This is a genomic window from Streptomyces sp. HUAS MG56 (assembly GCF_058673395.1).
Map to the genome: position 1 here is coordinate 7,652,879 of NZ_CM178722.1, position 18,468 is coordinate 7,671,346.

Below are 18,468 nucleotides of genomic sequence, written 5' to 3' on the forward strand. Positions count from 1 at the left end.
GGGTGCGCGATCAGTCCGACGAGCGGTCCAGGTCGGCCAGCGGCAGGGCGAAGAGCATCCGGTCCGACAGCGACCAGACCTCGCCGGTCTCCTGCCAGTACGACAGCGAGCCCGCCTCCTCGGCCCAGCAGCGGTGCGAGGCGTCCGCCCCGCACTGGGCCGCCCTCGCGCCCGTGAGGTCCTGCCGCCACAGCCCGCCGTGTCCGTCCCGCGAGCCGGGCAGGCGTCCCACATACCAGGACGGGCGGGTCGCGCCGGGCTCCCGGTACGACAGCACGCCCCGGATCCCGGCCGCCCGGGTCCGGTACTCCTCCACCGCGTTCACCCGGCCCGCGGCGTCCGTGGCGAGCAGCCCGCCGCGCGCGGGATCCGTGCTGAAGGCGTACCGCCACAGCCGGGCCGGATGATCGCCGCCGGGCGCCGTCCACTCCGCGGCGACCAGGCTGTCGGGCGCCGTGCTCCGGTCCAGGGCGAGCGCGCCGGGGCACGGCGGCCCGTCGGCGGCGCAGCGCCCGGCGGTGAAGCGGTAGGAGGCGACCGCGGGCATCACGTACCGGTAGCCGTCCGCGGACCAGCCGCCGGGCACCCGGCCGATCGCGGGCCCGTCGACGTCGGTGCGCTGGATGCGGTCGAGGTCGTAGACATAGAGCGCGTCGGCGCCGCCGCTCCTCGCGGTGACCAGCAGCTTGTCCTGGTACCAGACCATGCCGGAGACCCCGGAGACCAGGCCCCGGTAGTTCCGGCCGCCGTCGACCGGCAGCACCAGCAGCACCCAGCGGTAGGAGAGGCGGGCGGGGTCGTCGGCGTTCACGAAGGCGACCCGGGCGAGGCCGCGCTCCGCGGTGCGGCCGGCGGTGGTGCTGTGGGTCCAGCCCGCGAGGAGCACCCGGTGCGTGCCCCAGACGCCGTCGTCGTCGGCGTCCCCGGAGGTCGTCACCGACGCCGGCCGCCAGGCGGCCGCGGCATCCGCCGGGTCCCAGCAGTAGGCGCGGGCGACGGCCGGGGCGACGGGCAGGGAGGAGCGGTCGGCGGAGGAGCAGCGGGCGGACTCGTTCATCTCGCGGTCGGCGCTCGCGAGGACGTCGGCCACGCCGACCGGGGTGCCCATCGACGCGGACAGCCGGTCCAGCGTACGGGCGGGGACGAGATGTTCCTGCAGGCGCAGCCGGCCGGTGTCGGCGGGGGAGGAGAGCGGCTTGAGCGCGCCCGGGCTGTCGGTGACATCCGCCTGGGAGGCGCTGATCAGGGTCGCGGCCGCGGTGAGCGCCAGCGCGGTCCCGGCCAGGACCGCGCGCAGCGCGGCGCCGCGTCTGCGCCGGCGGTGTCTGCCGCGATGCTTCATCTCGTCCCCTCTTTCAGGGCTCCTTCGCCTCCGAGGTGCCTCGGTGGCCCGGTACGGGCCGAGGCGGGCCAACTGTGCCTGGTGGTCCGTACGTTGACGCCTGGCGCAGCCGGGGAGGCCCTGACAGGATGCTACGGCAGTAACGGCCCGCGCAGGGCGAAGACCCCGCAATTACGCGCAGGACATCGTCAGGGGGCGGCGGGCCGCGTGCCTCCGAGAGTCGTCCGGCGACGCGAGATCGCCGGCGCCGTCGAAGAAATCAGCAGGTCAAGAGGGTCGTCGGGGAGCAACACCGCCGTTTCCACGTCCTCGCGGAAACGATACGGTCGATGCTGGAGAAGTTCCCCGAGGTACCGCCGGATCCGCGACATCTCGGCTCGCACCGTCACCGTGCGTGAGGGATCCCCGAACAGGTCCCCGGCGAGCGCCGCCGCACCCCGGCCGGAACGGTGCTCGGCGAGCAGATAGATCAATTCCGCGTGCCGAGGACTGAGTTCACGCGACCAGGACCCTGCCGAACCACTCACCGTCAGCGTGCTGCGCCAGGGCCTGGCGAGGTCCAGCACGAGCCGGGTCGCCGTGGTCGCGGGCTCGTCCGCCGCCCGCAGCAGCCAGCCCCCGGCCAGCGGCTCCACCGCGCACGAACCCAGCGAGGGCAGCCACCGCAGGCCCGGCGCGAGCGACTTGGGCAGCGCGACCCGCCGTACGTACGGCATCCCGGACACCGCCGCCGACCAGCCGTCGCGGTCCACCACCAGCGCCCGGCCGTCCAACCGGGCCAGCAGCGGGGCCGCCACCGCCCGCAGCCGTTCCAGCGAGTCCAGATGCAGTTCCCGCAGGCGCGCCTCGGCCAGTTTGGCCACCGAGTCCACCCAGGCCAGCGTCGCCGGATGCATCGTCTCCAGCGGGCCGCTGACGTCCACGACACCGATCAGCCGGCCGTCCCGGGGGTCGGTGATCGGCGCGCCCGTACACGTCCAGGAGGCGTGGGAGCGTACGAAGTGCTCGGCGGCGAAGACCTGTACGGGCCGGCGCACCACCGCCGGGGTGCCCACGCCGTTCGTGCCGACGACGTCTTCACGCCAGTCCGCGCCGAGTTCAAAACCGAGGCCGTCCGCCTTGCGCAGCACCGGCGGGGCGCCCTCCCGCCACAGCACCCGTCCCTCCGCGTCCGCGACGACCATGATGTGCTGGGCGACGTCCGCGACCGAAAGCAGACCCTCGCGCAACACCGGCAGTACGTGCCGCAGCGGCGACTCCTCGCGCCGGCGCCGCACTTCGTCCGACGGCAGCAGCCCCGACCGGAAGTCGTGGTCGGGGTCCACGCCGCTGCGCAGCATGCGCCCCCAGGACTGCTCGATCACCGGCCGCGGCGCGATCCGCGCACGGTGACCGGCGAGCGTGGCCTCGCGCACCTCGTTCAGCACGCGCGCCGCCTGCGCCGCGTCCACGGCGGCCAGGCGCGCCACGTTCATCGGCGGGTTCACCACTGGGGTCCTCCCGGGAAAAGGGCCCGAAGGGGCCCGGAAAAGGTCTTCGAACACGCATGTCAAGCCGTACCGGCGGCGGTTTCCGGCCCGGTTGCGCCCCTCATACTGCCCCGAGGCGTATGGCGGAGGCACATACTCCGCACACGTGAGCCAACAAGTTGCAACCCCTTGCAACCCTGGTGAACTTGTCGAAGGTGGCCGAGACTTGACCCCCGGGGTGGTGCCGTGTCGGCGCAGCACCACCCCGTCCCTCGGGAGGGTCGGCCGGCGTCGCGCCACACGTCGGCGCCCTTTTCACGGCACGGGACGTGCTCGTTCCACGATCGCCGTCAGGTCCAGGCCCGTCGGCAGGGTGCCGAAGCTCGCTCCGTGGTCGCCGCCCAGACGGGAGGCGCAGAAGGCGTCGGAGACCTCCGGCGGGGCGTGACGGACCAGGAGGGAACCCTGGAGGACCAGAGCGAGACGCTCCACCAGGCGGCGGGCGCGGGCCTCGACGCCGTCCAGGTCGGCGAGTTCGGTGAACAGGTCCTTCACCGCCCGGTCCAGCCGGTGGTCGGCGCCATGGGCGCGGCCGATCTCGGTCAGGCAGGCGTCCAGCGCGCCCGGCTCGCGCTGCAGCGCCCGGAGCACGTCCAGCGCCTGGACGTTTCCCGCGCCCTCCCAGACGGAGTTCAGCGGCGACTCCCGCACCAGCCGCGGCAGCCCGGACTCCTCGACGTAACCGTTGCCGCCCAGGCACTCCGCGGCCTCCACCGCGACGGGCGTACAGCGCTTGGTGATCCAGTACTTGGCGGCCGGCACCGCGAGCCGCAGGAAGGCGCGCTCCTGCTCGCTCCCGTCGTCGTGGGCGGCCGCCAGCCGCAGCGCGAGCGTGGTCGCGGCCTCGGACTCCAGGGCGAGGTCGGCCAGGACGTTGCGCATCAGCGGCTTGTCGATCAGCGCGGTGCCGAACGCCTCCCGGTGCGCGCAGTGGTGCACGGCCTGTGCCACCGCCTGCCGCATCAGTCCCGCCGAGCCGAGCGCGCAGTCCAGCCGGGTCGCGGCGACCATGTCGATGATGGTCCGCACCCCGCGCCCCTCCTCGCCGACCCGGCGCGCCCAGGTCCCGTCGAACTCGACCTCGGCGGAGGCGTTGGACCGGTTGCCCAGCTTGTCCTTCAGCCGCTGGAGCAGAAACACGTTCCGGGCGCCGTCCGCGAGGACCCGGGGCACGAGGAAGCAGGTCAGCCCGCCGGGGGCCTGCGCGAGCACCAGGAAACCGTCGGACATCGGCGCCGAGCAGAACCACTTGTGCCCGGTCAGCGTGTACGTCCCGGCCTCGGCGAGGGGCCGGGCCTCGGTGGTGTTCGCCCGTACGTCGCTGCCGCCCTGCTTCTCCGTCATGGCCATGCCGAAGAGGGCGCCGGGTTTCCGCGAGGCGGGCCGCAGCTCACGGTCGTAGACCGTCGACGTCAGCCGCGGCACCCACTCCGCCGCCAGCTCCGGATCGGCACGCAGCGCGGGCACGGCCGCGTGCGTCATCGACAACGGGCAGCAGTTGCCCGCCTCGACCTGGGTCCAGACCAGGAAGGCGGCCGCCCGGCGCGCGTGCCCCGCGGGCCGCGTCCAGGCCGCCGTCAGCCCCGCCCCCACCCCCTTGCCGAGCAGCCGGTGCCAGGCCGGGTCGAAGTCGACCTCGTCGATCCGGTGGCCGTACCGGTCATGAGTGCGCAGCCGGGGCGGATTCTCGTTCGCCCGCGCCCCCCACTCCTGCACCTGCGCCGAGCCGGCGGCACGGCCCAGCACGGACAGCTCCTCGCGCACCTCGTCCAGCACGTCCGGACCGGTGTGGCGCTCGACGGCCGCCACGAGCGCCCGGTCGGCGGTGAACACGTCGTATCCGGCGAGCGGGGGCGGCTGGTTCGTCACGGTGTGGGTGGAGGTGCCTGCCATGATCGCGAACCTATCCGGGACGGTGCTGGTGATGGCCTCCAGCGTGGCACAGCGGCCCGTACCGGGGGGACAGAAGCCGATCAACCGGGCCGGGGAGCGTGGTCGACCGGGCCGGAAGGTGAGGCCGGTCCGGTGCTGCGGATACCTTTGGGTCGTGCAGCCAGCAAGTGAACCCCCCACGCGGCCCGCCGGTCGCCTCCACCGGGCCAGAGCCCTCTACCGGAACGTCTCCAAGCGCAGGACCGCCTGGCTGCTGCTCAAGGACACCGTCAACTCCTGTGTGGAGTACCGCATCCTGGGCCTCGCGGCCGAGGCCGCGTTCTTCACGCTGCTGTCCGTGCCGCCCCTGCTGCTGTGCCTCATCGGACTGCTCGCCTACGTCGACACCTGGACCGGCGCCCACAGCATCCAGAGCCTGGAGACCAACATCCTCGACGCCTCGCGGACGGTCCTGTCCGACAAGGGCGTCAAGGACATCACCCAGCCGATACTGCACGACGTGATGAAGGGCGGCCGCCCCGACATCATCTCCATCGGCTTCGTGTTCGCCCTGTGGTCCGGCTCCCGCGCGGTGAACGTCTTCATCGACACCATCACCGTCATGTACGGCCTCGACGGAGTCCGGGGCATCGTCAAGACACGCATGATGTCGTTCCTGCTGTTCATCGTGGCGCTGCTGATCGGCTCGGTGGCACTGCCGTTGATGGTGGCGGGCCCGGACGCCGTGGTGCGGGTGGTGCCCTGGTCGGAGACGCTGGTGCAGGTCCTGTACTGGCCTGTCGTCATCCTCCTGTCCATCGCCTTCCTGACGACGCTGTACCACGTGTCCGTGCCGGTCCGCTCGCCGTGGATCGAGGACGTCCCCGGCGCCCTCGTCGCCCTGGCCATGTGGGTCCTCGGCAGTTTCCTGCTGCGCATCTACCTCGTGCACACCATCGAGGGCGCCACCATCTACGGCTCCCTCGCCGCGGCCGTCGCCGTCCTGTTGTGGATCGGCGTGTCGGCCTTCGCCGTCCTCGTCGGCGCGGCCGTGAACGCGGCGATCGACCGGGTCTGGCCCGCCGCCGCCACGGCCGCCGCCCGCGAGGCGAACGAACGGGTCCGCGAGGCCCAGGTCGCCGAGTACGTCGCCTGGGCGTCGGCGGCCCGCGAGACCGACCCCGACGACCCCGAGATGCCCTCCGAATTCCCCGAACGCTGGTCGCGCTTCCTCCCCCCGGAGGACGTCACGGCCCGGCTGCGCACCCACGCCAAGAACCCGCACCACCACCATGCCCACAACGGGAGCGGGGAACCGCACAAGGGCCAGGGTCCGGGGAAGGATCAGGGTCCTCAGGGGCAGGGGCAGGGGCAGGGGCAGGGCCACGGGCCGGGGAGCGCGCCGCCGCAGGGGCAGTGAGGAGCGCGCCGGAGAGCAGGCGGGCAGGGGCAGGCGGGCAGGCGGCGGGGCCGGGCGCGCGCGGCGGCCCTCCCGGTCCGCTCAGGGCTTCCACACGCCGTCCGCCGCGGCCTCCCGTACGACGTCACCGAAGTCCCGCGGCTCGCGCCCCAGTACCTGCCGTACGCCGTCGGACAGGTGGGCGTTGTGGCCGTCGAGCAGGGAGGCGAACAGCTCGACCAGGAACTCCACCTCCTCGGGCGGCAGCCCGAACGCGGCCATCCGCTCGCCGTAGTCGCGGGCCGACACCGCCCGGTACGCCAGTTCCCGGCCCGTCGCCGCCGCGATCTCCGCGACCGCCTCGCCGAAGCTCAGCAGCCGCGGCCCGGACACCTCCAGCGTCCGTTCCACGTACCGCTCGCCGCCGGTGAGCGCCGCCACCGCGACGTCCGCGACGTCCCGCACGTCGACGAACGGCTCCCGCACCGCTCCGCCCGGAAACACCAGCTCCCCGGCCGCCCGTATCTCCTCGACGAGCGGCCCCTCGCTGAAGTTCTGCGCGAACCACGCGGCCCGTACGGCCGTCCACTCGGCCCCGGACTCCGCGAGCGCCCGCTCCGTCGGCCGGGCCTGCTCCTCACCCCGCGCGGACAGCAGCACCAGCCGCCGTACGCCCAGCCGCACCGCCTCCCGCGCGAGCCCGCCGACCGCCTCGGGGGCGTCCGGCGCGCCGACGTCCAGCGGGTACACCAGATAAGCCGCGTCGGCGCCACGCAGCGCGGCCTCCCAGGTCGACCGGTCCTGCCAGTCGAAGCCACGCGCGCGCGTGGCGGCACGGACCGTCAGGCCGGCCGCCCGTGCCGCCGCCGCGACCCGGCTCCCCGTACGGCCGGACGCCCCCGTCACGACGACCGTCGGCACCTTCGTGCGATCCGTGTGTTCCGCGTGTTCCGTGTTCTGGGTCATGCCCGCCAGTCAACTGCCGTGCCCCGCCAGGGAACATCGCCGATCCGCTCACTCCCATAAGCGGGCGTCTACGCTGCCTTCATGGACGCACTCGCAGGCCTGCTGGACGGCCCACGCGCGCGTGGCGCCTTCATGATCCGGGCGTGCTTCGACCCGCCGTGGGCCGTCCGCGTGGCGGACGAGGCACCGCTGACCGTGATGCTCATGGCACGCGGCACCTGCTGGATCACCCCGGACGCGGACGGCGTGCCGGTGCGGCTCGGCCCGGGAGACCTCGCGATCACGCGCGGCCCCGACCCGTACACCGCCGGCGACACGCCCGGCACCGCACCGCAGGCGCTCGTCCTGCCCGGCGGCGAGTGCCGCTACCCCGACGGCACCTCCCTGAACGGCTCCATGGACCTCGGCGTCCGCACCTGGGGCGACCGCCCCGACGCAGCCACCGTCATGCTCATCGGCACCTACCTGATGCGCGGCGAGATCCACGGCCGTCTCCTCGACGCCCTGCCGCCCCTGCTGACCCTGCCCGCCGACGTGTGGGACTGCCCGCTCACGCCCCTGCTCGCGGAGGAGATCGTCCGCGACGCGCCGGGCCAGGAGGTCGTCCTGGACCGGCTGCTGGACCTGCTGCTCATCAGCGCCCTGCGGGTCTGGTTCTCCCGCCCGGAGGCGGCTGCCCCCGCCTGGTACCGGGCGCTGGCCGATCCGGTCGTCGGCCGCGCGCTGCGCCTGCTCCAGGACGACCCCGCCCACCCGTGGACGGTGGCCGCGCTCGCCGCCGAGGCCGGGGTGTCCCGCGCGGCCCTCGCCCGCCGCTTCACCGACCTCGTGGGCGAACCCCCGATGGCCTACCTGACCGGCTGGCGGCTCGCCCTCGCCGCCGACCGCCTGCGCGACACCGACCTCACCCTGGACACGATCGCCCGCCAGATCGGCTACGGCAGCGCGTTCGCCCTCTCCACCGCCTTCAAGCGCGTCTACGGCGTGAGCCCCCAGGAGCACCGGGCGGGGCGGGCGGCCGCGGCAGTGGGCGTCTGAGCGGCGCCGAGGGTCCTGTGAAGCAAGGGCCCCTTAAGGGGCGCGGTCCTGGTGATCTCCACCCGCCTCTCCACCCCTGCTCCGATCCGCCCGGCACCGCCTTGGGCCTAGCGTTTTCCGCGGGTCGGCAACGGCATCCGGGCCGGCGAGAAGGCGTAGGGGATGACGAGGCGCGGGACATGGCGGAGGTGCGGGACATGGCGGAGGTGCGGGACATGGCGGAGGCGACGCGGCACGCACGACGGCAGGAAACCGGCACAGCGGCGAACACAGCGCCGGGCACGGCGACCGAGGTGGTGACCGGGCCGAAGACAGGGACGCGGGCAGGGCCGCGGGCCGGTGGCACGGGCTACGGGCCGCTCCTCGGAACAGCCGTCGACATCGTGCTGCCGCTCGTGGTCTTCTACGCGGCCCGCGCTCTAGGTGCCGGCCAGGCACCGGCGCTGTTGCTCAGCGGAGCGCCTCCCGCGCTGCGTCTGCTGTACGGCGCGGTCCGGCATCGCCGGATCGACGGGGTGGACCTGTTCTTCACGGTGCTCTTGAGCGCCGCCGCGCTGGTGACCCTGCTCGGCGGCGGTCCCCGGGTCCTGCTGTTCAAGGACGCGGCGCTGTCCCTCGTGGTCGGCATCTGGGTGCTCGGTACCGGCTTCACCCGCAGGCCCCTCGCCTTCCAGCTGGGGCAGCGGCTGCACCGGGGGCCGACGGTCCGGGCGCGGGCCGGGTTCTGGCAGGGCTCCGCCGAGTTCCGCCGGGCCCTGCGCGTCCTCACCCTGGCCTGGGGCGCCGAGCAACTGCTCGACGGCTCCCTCGGCACCCTCGCCGCCGCCACGCTGCCCACGGACACGGTGCCCCTGCTCACCCGCGTCGCGTCGCTGTCCCTGCTGGCCCTGACGGCCGTGGCCACCGCCGCCTACGCGCGCCGATTCCGCACCCGTCACGGCCTCCCGTTGCTCGGCGCCCCCGGATCCGAAACCACCGGCATACGCACCCCGGCGGCGGCGCTCCCCGGGACCGGACGCCCGAGCTGACCTCCACCGCTCACCGCCGCCGCCGGAGCTTGCGTTCACCGTCGGATCCTGCGCCCACCGGCGGAGTATCGCCCCGGCCGCCCAGCACCGTGCCGGGCGCCGTGGACGACGTAGGCTGGCACGCGTGTACGCGGAGCGGGCCTCCCGGCTGACCGGCGCCGTCGTCTGGACGCACACCCCGAGCAGATCCGGGAACGGGGCGGTGCTCCCCGACGGCTGCATGGACCTGCTGTGGAGCGAGGGGCGGCTGCTGGTCGCGGGACCCGACACCCGCCCCTACGCCCCCGAGGGCCCGGGCCGTGCCTGGGCCGGAATCCGCTTCTTCCCCGGCACCGCGCCCACCCTCCTCGGCGTACCCGCGTACGAACTGCGCGACCTGCGCGTGGAGTTGGCGGATCTCTGGCCCGCCGCCCGGGTCCGCCGGCTGTGCGAGCGCATCGAGGCGGCGCCCGACCCGGCGACGGCGCTGGAGGAGATCGCCCTGGCCGCGGCCGCGCGGGCGCAGGCCCCCGACCCGCTGCTGCACCGGCTGGTGGAGCGCCTCGACGAGGGCCGACCGGTGTCCGCGACGGCCGCCGAACTCGGTCTCGCCGCCCGCACGCTGCACCGCCGCAGCCTGACCGCGTTCGGCTACGGGCCCAAGACCCTGGCCCGCATCCTGCGCCTGCAACGCGCGCTGGCGCTGGCCCGCTCCGGGCTGCCGTACGTCGAGACAGCGATCCGCGCGGGGTACGCGGACCAGCCTCATCTCGCCCGAGAGGTGCGGGAGTTGGCAGGCCGGCCGCTCGGGGAGCTACTCGGCGGCGGGTAGCGGGGCGAACAGGTCGACGCTGTTGCCGTCGGGGTCGTGCACGGTGGCGTACCGCTGCCCCCAGAAGGCGTCCCACGGCTTCAGTTCCCCGTGGTGTCCGGCGCCGATGAGGTCCTCGTACACGGCGTCGACCTCGGCGGGGGAGTCACAGCGGAAGGCGAGCCCCACGCGCCCGCCGCCCTGGGGCGGCCGCCAGCGGGAGTGGAAGGAGCGGACGGTCTCCTCGGTGTCCAGTGCGAGCGTCAGCCCGCCGGGCAACTCGGCCTCGACATGCGGCTGTTCCTCGGACCCGGGCGGGAAGACGAGCCCGAGGCGGCGGTAGAAGGCGAGCGAGGCGGCCAGGTCGGAGGCCACCAGCCCGATCACGGCGAATCGTGCAGTCATGAGCCCACCGTAGGAAGACCCTGCCCGCCCGGTCTTGAAGAAATCGGCCACCCACACAGAAGACGAGCCATGCACCCACCAGCCTCCCGCCCCCGAGGCCACGGTCACCGGGTGCGTGCTTCAAGGAAGTTGGGCGGCTCCGCACCCCCGAGCAACGTTTCTGCGGTGAATCGACTCCACCATTGGGGTGAGTAAAGCTCGCGTACATGGAAGGTCATGTGTCTATCTAGAGAAGCTTTGGTTTTAGTAAAGGACGTCGAACGCGTAGCCCGATCGCTCCGCGTCACCCACCCACAGAAGGAGCCGGACCTTGACCTACGGAAACCAGCTGCGCGAGCGCATCGCCGGGCCCGGGACCACACCCCTGATCGGCGTGTACGACATGTACTCCGCGTCGATCGCGGCCAAGCACTACGACGGCATGTTCGTCTCGGGCTTCGGATTCGCGGCGTCGTACTACGGACTGCCGGACATCGGTTTCATCGCCTGGCCCGACATGGTGGCCTTCGTGCAGCGGCTGAGGGGCGCGTTCCCGCACCACCACCTGCTGGTGGACATCGACGACGGCTACGTCGACCCCGAGGTCGCCTGTCACGTGGTCGAGGGGCTGGAGCGCATCGGGGCCTCCGGGGTGATCCTGGAGGACCAGAAGCGGCCCCGCCGCTGCGGGCACGCCGACGGCAAGCAGGTGCTGCCGCTGGGGGAGTACCTGGAGAAGCTGAACAAGGTCCTGGAGGCCCGCAAGGACCTGGTCGTCGTCGCCCGGACGGACGCCACCGACGAGCACGACATCCTGCACCGTGCCGAGCGGCTGGCCGCCACCGACGCCGATGTCGTCCTCGTCGACGGGGTGCGCAGCGTCGAATGGATCCAGTGCATCCGCACGGTCGTGGGGGACAAGCCCCTGCTGTTCAACCAGATCGCCGGCGGCAAGTCGCCCCGCCTCTCCCTCGGCGAACTGACCGATCTCGGCGTGGACGTGGCGATCTACAGCACTCCGTGCCTGTTCGCGGCGCACGAGGCGGTGGACTGCGCACTCGGCGACCTGAAGGCGGCCGACGGCCGGCTGCCCGAGGTGGACCCCGCGAGCGGCATCGGCGTGAAGGCCTCCACCAGCCTGCTGGAGCGCAACATCGCTCCCGAGCGGCTCACCTCCGAGGGCGTGGGCGTGTGAGCGGTGCCGTGGCCCGGCTGGGGCGGGCGGTGGTCCTCGCCGCCGCGACGGCCGCCGTCGGCGCGGCGCCCGCGGCCGCGTCCGACAGCCTGATCACCGTGATCGACAACTCCCGTGCCGACTCCTGGCTGGAGGTCGACCGTACGGCGAACGTCCAGACCGGCAGGGGCACGGCCGGCAGCGACCACGACGGCAGCGCCGTGGACGCGATCGAGGCCCTGGTCGGCGGCAGAAGCGACCACCGGGAGGTCTGGCAGAACTGAGCCACCGGGAGCCGCCCGGCCGCCACCGTGGCGCGGCCCCGCTGCTTGCCGGGGCCGGGCCGGCCCGGTGCTTGGCGGGCACCGGCCGGTTCAGTCCTCACCGAGGCCGGGGCGGCCGTTCTCGGCGCGTTCGATGTCCTCCTTCGGATCGTGCTCGTCGCCGGGCGTGGCGACGGCGGCGCGGTGCTGTCCGGGGGCGAGCGTCCGGCAGGCGGCGTGGGCCGTGCCGTAGACGGCGGCGAGGGCCACGGCGGGCACCGCGAGGACGGCCACGGTGCGCAGGGTGAGGTTCATGCCGGAGCAACGATCTCGACTGCGGCGCGGTCACCGGCCTGTGCCCGAACAGGCATGCTGTATCAAGGAGTTGGTCGCGCGTCGGGCGGCGCGGCCGTGCTGCCGCGCCGGACCAGCCGGGTGGACAACTCGGTGCGGGTGCCCTCCGGGCGCTCGCCGTGCATCATCCGCACCAGCAGCCGCAGCGCCATCGCCGCCATCTCGCCGACCGGCTGGCGCACGGTGGTCAGGCCCGGGGCGACCCAGCGGGCCTCGGGCAGGTCGTCGAAGCCCACGACGCTCATGTCGTCCGGCACCCGCACCCCCCGTTCCGCGAGCGCGGCGAACACCCCGAGGGCCATCCGGTCCGAGCACACGAACACCGCGGTCGGCGGTTCGGGCAGGTCCAGCAACTCGTGCGTGCGCAGCCGGGCGGTGGCCTCGTCGTATCCGGCGTGCCGCACGTACTCGGCGCGGTGCCGCACCCCGGCCGAGGCGAGCGCGGAACGGTATCCGGCCACCCGTGCGCCGGTGCCCGTCGTGCGCCGCTGGCCGGCGATCACGGCGATCCGCCGGTGGCCCAGCGCGAGCAGATGCTCGGTCGCGCTCACCCCGCCCTGCCAGTTGGCCGCCCCGACCGACACCACCCCGGCCGGCGGCTCGTGCGCGGGGTCGATCAGCACATAGGGGATGCGATGGTGGTCCAGCCAGGCGTACTGCGACGGGGACAGCTCGGCCAGGTTGAACAGCACGCCCGAGGAGCCGCGAGCGGTCAGCTTGTCCAGCCAGCCGTGCTCGCGCCGGTTGCCCCGGGTGCGGTTCGCGCCGGCCGAGACCACCACCTCCAGGCCCGCCTCGTGCGCCGCCGCCTCCACGCCGTGCAGTACGGCGCCCGACCAGGAACTGTCCAGCGAGTGCACCACCAGGTCGACCAAACCCGGTGCCTTCGTCGCGTCGAAGCGGGGGCGGCGCACATAGCCGAGCCGGTCCAGCGCCTCGGTGACCCGGCGGCGGGTCTCCGGCGCCACGTCCTCACGACCGTTGACCACCTTCGACGCGGTGGGCACCGAGACCCCCGCCTCGCGCGCGACCACCGCCAGCGTCGGCCCGGCCGCCACGCTCGCACTCCCCGCACGGACCACAGGAAACCGCCTCTCCGGCCCGCCTTCGGGCCCCGAAAGTTGCGACCAACGCTGCTTCCGCGGCCTGCCCACCGACCATGCAGAAAGCGCTTCCTACGATAGATGTGCGTCAACACGACGTGAAGACGCGGGAATTCACGGGATGGCAGCAGTCAACACTTTCGAAACTCCGAACATCGTCGTGGCGCGATGCCGGAACTGCCGAGGAAAGCTCACTCGCTGCGGAGCGCTGGTCGAGCCGGAAGCCGGTGAAGTCCGCCGCGAGGGAGGCGTCCACGAGGTTCACCGTGTGGATCGCGGCCATGGCACCGGTGAAGCGCAGCCGGGAGCCGTGGTCGTGAGAGCCGGGTGAGGTCCGGCGGCGGGCCGACCGGGCGGCCGGTGCCGAGCGCGGCGTACCGGAACCGGGCCTCGCCGCGCTCGGCGCCCACCCCCAGGGTGAGCGGCGCACCGGCCTCGACGTCGACCACCGCCGCCCGGTGCGCCTCGTCCTCGTCGTGGAAGAGGGCCGGGCGAAACCGTGGGACGGGACCCGGCGCGGGGCAGTCCACGCTCCGGCGACGTCCCCGGGCCGTGCTGACGTACGTGCCCAGGTCGAAGTACGGCGTGCCGACCGGACGCACTATCGCGTACGCCACCCAGAACCGTGCGCCGCCCCAGCTCGGCGAGGTGCCCGGATCCCGCCCGAGTCCGGCCCCCCGGCCGGCGAGACACCCGGGGCCGCACCCTCGATGTGGCCCGCGTACGCCCAGTGGGCCACGTCGAGGGAGCGGTGGAGTGGGATCGTAGGGAACCGCTTGGAGGAGCCCGTTGCCGGGTAGTACCCGACGCCGACGCGGGCCGGGGAGGGGTCCGGGGCGAAGCCGCAGATCACCGGAGTTGTCAACTCGCCGACACATTACGTCACTTGATGGCGCCCAAGGTCACCCCGGTGCGCCAGTAGCGGCGCATCGCGACCATCCTGGACCCCGCCTCGCCGCAGGCGGCATCCTCGGCTTCGGTGACGCCCCCTACCACGTGGGCCTCGTGGTCTGCTCCCGCTATCCCCTGGCCCCCAGCACCAGCACATTCGACGAGGTGACCATCACTCCCCAGGAATAGGCCAGCACCTGATTGGAGCCGCCAGCGATGAGCCGCACTTCCCCCCACCACCAACAACCCCAACAGCAAGGCGAGTTGAGCCGCCGCAGCCTGCTGAGGACCGCCGGCGGACTCACCGCCGCCCTCGCCCTCGGCACCGCCGTCACCGCCACCACCGCCGATGCGGCCCCGGCGACCTTCACCCACCCCGGCATGCTCCACAACGCCGGTGACATCAACCGCGCCAAGGTCAGGGTCGCCGCCGGCACCGACCCCTGGCTGTCCGGCTGGAAAAAACTGACCGCCAACCCCCACTCCGCCTCCACCTGGACCCCCAACCCCCAGGCCACGATCATCCGCGGCGGCACCGGCGAGAACTACGGCATCCTCTACAACGACATCGCCGCCGCCTACCAGAACGCCCTGCGCTGGAAGGTCGGCGGCACCGAGGCCAACGCCGCATGCGCCGCCAGGATCCTCAACGCCTGGTCGTCCACCCTGACCACCCTCACCGGCAACGCCGACCGCTTCCTCGCCGCCGGCATCTACGGCTGGGAGTTCGCCAACGCCGCCGAACTCATGCGGGACTACACCCCGTTCGACCTCGCCGCCTTCCAGGAGATGATGGCGAACGTCTTCCACCCGCTCAACAACCAGTTCCTCACCGGACACAACGACGCCTGCATCACCAACTACTGGGCCAACTGGGACCTGTGCACCATGGCCTCCATCCTGGCCATCGGCATCCTCAACGACGACACCACCACCTACGACCAGGCCGTCACCTACTTCAAATCCGGCGCGGGCAACGGCTCCATCGAGCACGCGGTGCCGTACCTCTACACCGACAGCGACGGCTACGCCCTCGGCCAGTGGCAGGAGTCCGGCCGCGACCAGGGCCACACCGTCATGGGCATGGGCCAGATGGGCGCCGTCTGCGAAATGGCCTGGAACCAGGGCGACGACCTCTACTCCTACGACGACCGCCGCTTCATGAAAGCCGCCCAGTACGTCGCCAAGTACAACACCGGCCAGGACGTCCCCTACACCACCTACACCTGGGGCAGCGGCCAGAACTGCGCCCAGCAGTCGCAGACCGTCATCGGCTCCGGCTCCCGCGGCCAGCTCCGCCCCGTCTGGGCGATGCTCCACTTCCACTACAACCGCCGCCTGCACCTCGACGACAAGTACATCTCGGCCATGTACGACGACCTCGTCGCCCCCGAGGGCGGCGGCGGGGACTACGGCTCCACCAGCGGCGGCTACGACCAGCTCGGCTTCGGCACCCTGATGTACGCCAAGTAACATACGCATCACTCACCGTACCCGGATCGCCCGAACGGCCCTCCCACGCGCCCGTGCACCGGAATACCGGACGCGCCTGTGGTGCTCTGTTGTTGCACGGTGCACGAGTGCACGGCGAAGGGCTGGTGGGCGATGACGGCAGACCGGACGAACCCCGAGGTCAGGACGGCGTACGGAACCGTACGCGGCCGGTACGAACACGGCGTCGCCGTGTTCCGCGGCATCCCGTACGCCGCCCCGCCCTTCGGCCCCCGACGGTTCCGCCCACCCGAGCCGCCCGAACCCTGGGACGGCATACGCGACGCCGGCGCCTTCGGACCCACCGCGCCGAAACCGCCGTACTCCGAGGCCTTCGCCCAGTACCTGTCCGACCCCGAGATCCCCGGCGACGACTGCCTCAACCTCAACGTCTGGACCCCCGACCCGGACCCCGGCGCCCGCCTCCCCGTCCTCGTCTGGCTCCACGGCGGCGCCCTGACCAGAGGATCCTCCGCCGTACCCGTCTACGACGGCACCGCATTCGCCCGCGACGGCGTCGTCTGCGTCTCCGTCAACTACCGCCTGGGCGTGGAAGGTTACGGCCTCTTCCCCGACACACCCCCCAACCCCGGCCTGCGCGACCAACTCGCCGCACTGCGCTGGGTCCACGACACCATCGGCGCCTTCGGCGGCGACCCGGACCGCATCACCCTGTGCGGTCAGTCGGCGGGCGCCATCAGCGCCGGCGCCCTGCTCGCCGCCCCCCAGAGCCAGGGCCTCGTCCGGCGGGCGGTCCTGCAGAGCGGCCCGCCCGAAGTCCTCGACCGCGACAAGGTACGGCGCATGGTGCGCCGCATGGCCAACCGGCTGAATATCCCCGCCACCGCCGAAGCCTTCGCCGCCGTCGACCGCGATCTACTGCTGCGCACCCAGGCCGAGGTCGGCAGGCTCAGCAGCCCGGTCCTCGGCGGACCCGCCTTCGGGATCGTGGTGGACGGCGACCTCGTACCCCGCGACCCGCTGGAAGCGCTCGTCGACGGCGACGCGGCCAGCGGCGTCGACCTCCTCATGGGGTGGACACGCGACGAGTACCGGCTCTGGCTCGTCCCCGGCGGCCTGCTGGAACGGGTCGACCGCCTCGGCCCCGTCGCCCTCGCCGGCGCCATGGCCCGCTGCCACGCCGGCCACGAGGTGCCCCGCGGCTACCGCGCCCTGAACCCCGACGCCGGCACCGCCGAGATCGTCGGCCAGATGGTCACCGACCACCTGCTGCGCGTCCCACTGCACCGCCTCGCCGACGCCCGCCCCGGCACCTGTCACCTCTACGAGTTCGCCTGGCCCTCCGGCCTCCCCGGCCTCGGCGCCTGCCACGCCCTGGAACTGGGCTTCGTCTTCGACACCGGCGCCGCCCCCGAATCCAGAAAACTGGCCGGAGAAGGCGCCCCGCCGGACCTGTGCACGGAGATGCACACGGCCTGGGTACGCTTCGCGACGACGGGCGACCCGGGCTGGCAGGCCTGGGACACGTCCCACCCGGTGCGGATCTTCGGCGACGGTGGACCGTATACCGCATACGGTCCACGGGATACGGAAGTCGCCCTCTGGTCGACCGCCCCCGCCCTGGCACCCGCTGCCCCGGAACCCGGCCCCACCTCGGAGATCCGGGCCCCCGGCGCCGAATGGGCGGCGGCGGTACGACGATTGAGACGCTCGGTGGGGGCGCGGCGGCGGTGATTGCCGGCGGTCGACGGTCGACAATCTGCGGTCGCCGGTGGATTGTCCACAGTCGTCGGTGGCCGAGTCGATCGTCTGCTGTCGACTGTCGACTGTCGACTGTCGACCGACGACCGACGACCGACGACAGTCCACGGTCGTCAGGTGATTGTTGCAACGCCGCCAGGTCGTCGGGCCGCTAGGCCGAGGCCAACGCCTGTCGGATCGACGCGATCGCCTCCGGCCCCACCCGGCAGCACCCCCCGATGAGCCGTGCACCCGCGTCCCGCCACGCCTTCACCTGCTCGGCGGCGAACCTCGACCGTCCCGTCCAGGCCCGCGCCTCCGCGTCCCAGGCCTCCCCGCTGTTGGGGTAGACCACGACCGGCTTGCCGGTGACCCGGGCCGCGATCTCCGTCGCGGGCTCGACGTCCTGCGGGGCGCAGCAGTTCACGCCCACCGCGATCACCTCGTCCACCTCCGCGGCCAGGGCGAACGCCTCCTCCAGGGGCTGCCCGGCACGCGTGTGCGTACCGTCGACCGTATACGAGAGCCAGGCCGGCACCCCCAGCCCGCGCACCGCCCGGAGCAGCGCGGCGCCCTCGTCGGCGTCGGGAACGGTCTCCAGCGCGAAGACGTCCGGCCCGGCGCCGGCCAGTACCTCCATGCGCGGCCGGTGAAAGCGCTCCAGCTCGTCCACGCTCAGCCCGTACCGGCCCCGGTACTCGGCGCCGTCCGCGAGCATCGCCCCGTACGGCCCGACCGAGGCCGCCACCCACAGCGGCCGCGCCACGCCCGCGTCCCCGGCCCGCCGGGCGGCGGTACGGGCCAGGTTCACGCTCCGCGCGAGGAGTCGCGCCGCCTCGTCGTGGCCGATGCCGCGCCGGGCGAAACCCTCGAAGGTGGCCTGGTAGCTGGCGGTGATCGCGACGTCCGCGCCCGCCAGGAAGTAGGCGAGATGCGCCTCGGCCACCGCGTCCGGGCGTTCCGCCAGCAGCCGCGCCGACCACAGCTCGTCGCTCAGGTCGTGCCCGGCCGACTCCAACTGGTTGGACATGCCGCCGTCGAGCACGACCGTCCCGGCGGCGAGGGCGTCGGCGAGGCTGGGGGAGGTGTTGCTGCTGGTCATGACATGACGCTAGTCGAAGCGGAGCCGTGCCGGGCAGCCAT

17 protein-coding genes are annotated in these 18,468 nt (G+C 73.2%); 8 read left to right on the forward strand and 9 right to left on the reverse strand.

The window, feature by feature from the left end:
* Window positions 1-10: 10 nt before the first annotated feature.
* From AC4OXY_RS35865 to AC4OXY_RS35875, 3 genes are all read right to left on the reverse strand, one after another.
* Complete coding sequence (locus AC4OXY_RS35865; RefSeq protein ID WP_356021880.1) at window positions 11-1,342, reverse strand: hypothetical protein; 1,332 nt, start codon at window positions 1,340-1,342, stop codon at window positions 11-13.
* Window positions 1,343-1,530: 188 nt separating this feature from the next.
* Window positions 1,531-2,817, reverse strand: a complete 1,287-nt coding sequence (locus tag AC4OXY_RS35870; RefSeq protein WP_491991692.1) for a GAF domain-containing protein — start codon at window positions 2,815-2,817, stop codon at window positions 1,531-1,533.
* Window positions 2,818-3,126: 309 nt separating this feature from the next.
* Complete coding sequence (locus tag AC4OXY_RS35875) at window positions 3,127-4,764, reverse strand: acyl-CoA dehydrogenase family protein (protein ID WP_491991693.1); 1,638 nt, start codon at window positions 4,762-4,764, stop codon at window positions 3,127-3,129.
* 154 nt (window positions 4,765-4,918) lie between these two features.
* Here AC4OXY_RS35875 and AC4OXY_RS35880 point away from each other — a divergent pair, with 154 nt between their 5' ends.
* A complete protein-coding gene (locus tag AC4OXY_RS35880; protein WP_491991694.1) occupies window positions 4,919-6,163 on the forward strand; it encodes a YihY/virulence factor BrkB family protein in 1,245 nt (414 codons plus the stop codon).
* Window positions 6,164-6,244: 81 nt separating this feature from the next.
* On the opposite strand, the gene AC4OXY_RS35885 is transcribed toward AC4OXY_RS35880, so the two are convergent.
* Complete coding sequence (locus AC4OXY_RS35885) at window positions 6,245-7,108, reverse strand: NmrA family NAD(P)-binding protein (protein WP_491991695.1); 864 nt, start codon at window positions 7,106-7,108, stop codon at window positions 6,245-6,247.
* Window positions 7,109-7,189: 81 nt separating this feature from the next.
* Here AC4OXY_RS35885 and AC4OXY_RS35890 point away from each other — a divergent pair, with 81 nt between their 5' ends.
* The 3 genes from AC4OXY_RS35890 to AC4OXY_RS35900 all read left to right on the forward strand — a co-directional run bounded on the left by AC4OXY_RS35890 (window position 7,190) and on the right by AC4OXY_RS35900 (window position 9,985).
* Window positions 7,190-8,146 carry an AraC family transcriptional regulator gene (locus AC4OXY_RS35890; protein WP_491991696.1) on the forward strand — a complete coding sequence of 319 codons (957 nt, stop codon included), beginning with the start codon at window positions 7,190-7,192 and terminating at the stop codon, window positions 8,144-8,146.
* A 179-nt stretch (window positions 8,147-8,325) separates the two neighbouring features.
* On the forward strand, window positions 8,326-9,174 hold the full coding sequence (locus AC4OXY_RS35895; RefSeq protein WP_491991697.1) for a VC0807 family protein: 849 nt from the start codon (window positions 8,326-8,328) through the stop codon (window positions 9,172-9,174).
* A 124-nt stretch (window positions 9,175-9,298) separates the two neighbouring features.
* On the forward strand, window positions 9,299-9,985 hold the full coding sequence (locus AC4OXY_RS35900; protein ID WP_356021891.1) for a helix-turn-helix domain-containing protein: 687 nt from the start codon (window positions 9,299-9,301) through the stop codon (window positions 9,983-9,985).
* Here AC4OXY_RS35900 and AC4OXY_RS35905 read toward each other — a convergent pair.
* Entirely contained in the window at window positions 9,968-10,369 is a 402-nt protein-coding gene (locus tag AC4OXY_RS35905) for a VOC family protein (RefSeq protein WP_362821174.1), read from the reverse strand. The two genes, AC4OXY_RS35900 and AC4OXY_RS35905, sit on opposite strands and share 18 nt — an antisense overlap.
* Before the next feature lie 310 nt (window positions 10,370-10,679).
* On the opposite strand from AC4OXY_RS35905, the gene AC4OXY_RS35910 reads away from it, so the two are divergent.
* Both AC4OXY_RS35910 and AC4OXY_RS35915 read left to right on the forward strand, forming a co-directional pair.
* The gene (locus tag AC4OXY_RS35910) at window positions 10,680-11,543 is read left to right on the forward strand and encodes an isocitrate lyase/PEP mutase family protein (protein WP_491991698.1); all 864 of its coding nucleotides are present in this window, start codon (window positions 10,680-10,682) and stop codon (window positions 11,541-11,543) included.
* Window positions 11,540-11,806, forward strand: a complete 267-nt coding sequence (locus tag AC4OXY_RS35915) for a hypothetical protein (RefSeq protein ID WP_362821175.1) — start codon at window positions 11,540-11,542, stop codon at window positions 11,804-11,806. The genes AC4OXY_RS35910 and AC4OXY_RS35915 overlap by 4 nt, the downstream gene beginning before the upstream one ends.
* A 90-nt stretch (window positions 11,807-11,896) precedes the next feature.
* Here AC4OXY_RS35915 and AC4OXY_RS35920 read toward each other — a convergent pair whose 3' ends face one another.
* The 3 genes from AC4OXY_RS35920 to AC4OXY_RS35930 form a co-directional block, all read right to left on the reverse strand.
* Window positions 11,897-12,100 carry a hypothetical protein gene (locus AC4OXY_RS35920; RefSeq protein ID WP_356021899.1) on the reverse strand — a complete coding sequence of 68 codons (204 nt, stop codon included), beginning with the start codon at window positions 12,098-12,100 and terminating at the stop codon, window positions 11,897-11,899.
* 62 nt (window positions 12,101-12,162) lie between these two features.
* Complete coding sequence (locus tag AC4OXY_RS35925) at window positions 12,163-13,221, reverse strand: LacI family DNA-binding transcriptional regulator (RefSeq protein ID WP_362821177.1); 1,059 nt, start codon at window positions 13,219-13,221, stop codon at window positions 12,163-12,165.
* Between the two features lie 622 nt (window positions 13,222-13,843).
* Complete coding sequence (locus tag AC4OXY_RS35930) at window positions 13,844-14,095, reverse strand: family 43 glycosylhydrolase (protein WP_491994686.1); 252 nt, start codon at window positions 14,093-14,095, stop codon at window positions 13,844-13,846.
* A 254-nt stretch (window positions 14,096-14,349) separates the two neighbouring features.
* Here AC4OXY_RS35930 and AC4OXY_RS35935 point away from each other — a divergent pair, with 254 nt between their 5' ends.
* On the forward strand, window positions 14,350-15,606 hold the full coding sequence (locus tag AC4OXY_RS35935; protein ID WP_491991699.1) for an alginate lyase family protein: 1,257 nt from the start codon (window positions 14,350-14,352) through the stop codon (window positions 15,604-15,606).
* A 132-nt stretch (window positions 15,607-15,738) separates the two neighbouring features.
* Complete coding sequence (locus tag AC4OXY_RS35940; RefSeq protein ID WP_356021905.1) at window positions 15,739-17,319, forward strand: carboxylesterase/lipase family protein; 1,581 nt, start codon at window positions 15,739-15,741, stop codon at window positions 17,317-17,319.
* A 178-nt stretch (window positions 17,320-17,497) separates the two neighbouring features.
* On the opposite strand, the gene mmuM is transcribed toward AC4OXY_RS35940, so the two are convergent.
* On the reverse strand, window positions 17,498-18,427 hold the full coding sequence (gene mmuM, locus AC4OXY_RS35945; RefSeq protein ID WP_491991700.1) for a homocysteine S-methyltransferase: 930 nt from the start codon (window positions 18,425-18,427) through the stop codon (window positions 17,498-17,500).
* Between the last annotated feature and the right edge of the window lie 41 nt (window positions 18,428-18,468).

Excerpts from the sequence above, each read along its gene's own strand:
- AC4OXY_RS35865 (WP_356021880.1), bottom strand. The coding sequence starts at position 1,342 with ATGAAGCATCGCGGCAGACACCGCCGGCGCAGACGCGGCGCCGCGCTG.
- AC4OXY_RS35870 (WP_491991692.1), bottom strand. The coding sequence starts at position 2,817 with ATGAACGTGGCGCGCCTGGCCGCCGTGGACGCGGCGCAGGCGGCGCGC.
- AC4OXY_RS35875 (WP_491991693.1), bottom strand. The coding sequence starts at position 4,764 with ATGGCAGGCACCTCCACCCACACCGTGACGAACCAGCCGCCCCCGCTC.
- AC4OXY_RS35885 (WP_491991695.1), bottom strand. The coding sequence starts at position 7,108 with ATGACCCAGAACACGGAACACGCGGAACACACGGATCGCACGAAGGTG.
- AC4OXY_RS35890 (WP_491991696.1), top strand. The coding sequence starts at position 7,190 with ATGGACGCACTCGCAGGCCTGCTGGACGGCCCACGCGCGCGTGGCGCC.
- AC4OXY_RS35895 (WP_491991697.1), top strand. The coding sequence starts at position 8,326 with ATGGCGGAGGTGCGGGACATGGCGGAGGTGCGGGACATGGCGGAGGCG.
- AC4OXY_RS35905 (WP_362821174.1), bottom strand. The coding sequence starts at position 10,369 with ATGACTGCACGATTCGCCGTGATCGGGCTGGTGGCCTCCGACCTGGCC.
- AC4OXY_RS35920 (WP_356021899.1), bottom strand. The coding sequence starts at position 12,100 with ATGAACCTCACCCTGCGCACCGTGGCCGTCCTCGCGGTGCCCGCCGTG.
- AC4OXY_RS35935 (WP_491991699.1), top strand. The coding sequence starts at position 14,350 with ATGAGCCGCACTTCCCCCCACCACCAACAACCCCAACAGCAAGGCGAG.
- AC4OXY_RS35940 (WP_356021905.1), top strand. The coding sequence starts at position 15,739 with ATGACGGCAGACCGGACGAACCCCGAGGTCAGGACGGCGTACGGAACC.
- mmuM (WP_491991700.1), bottom strand. The coding sequence starts at position 18,427 with ATGACCAGCAGCAACACCTCCCCCAGCCTCGCCGACGCCCTCGCCGCC.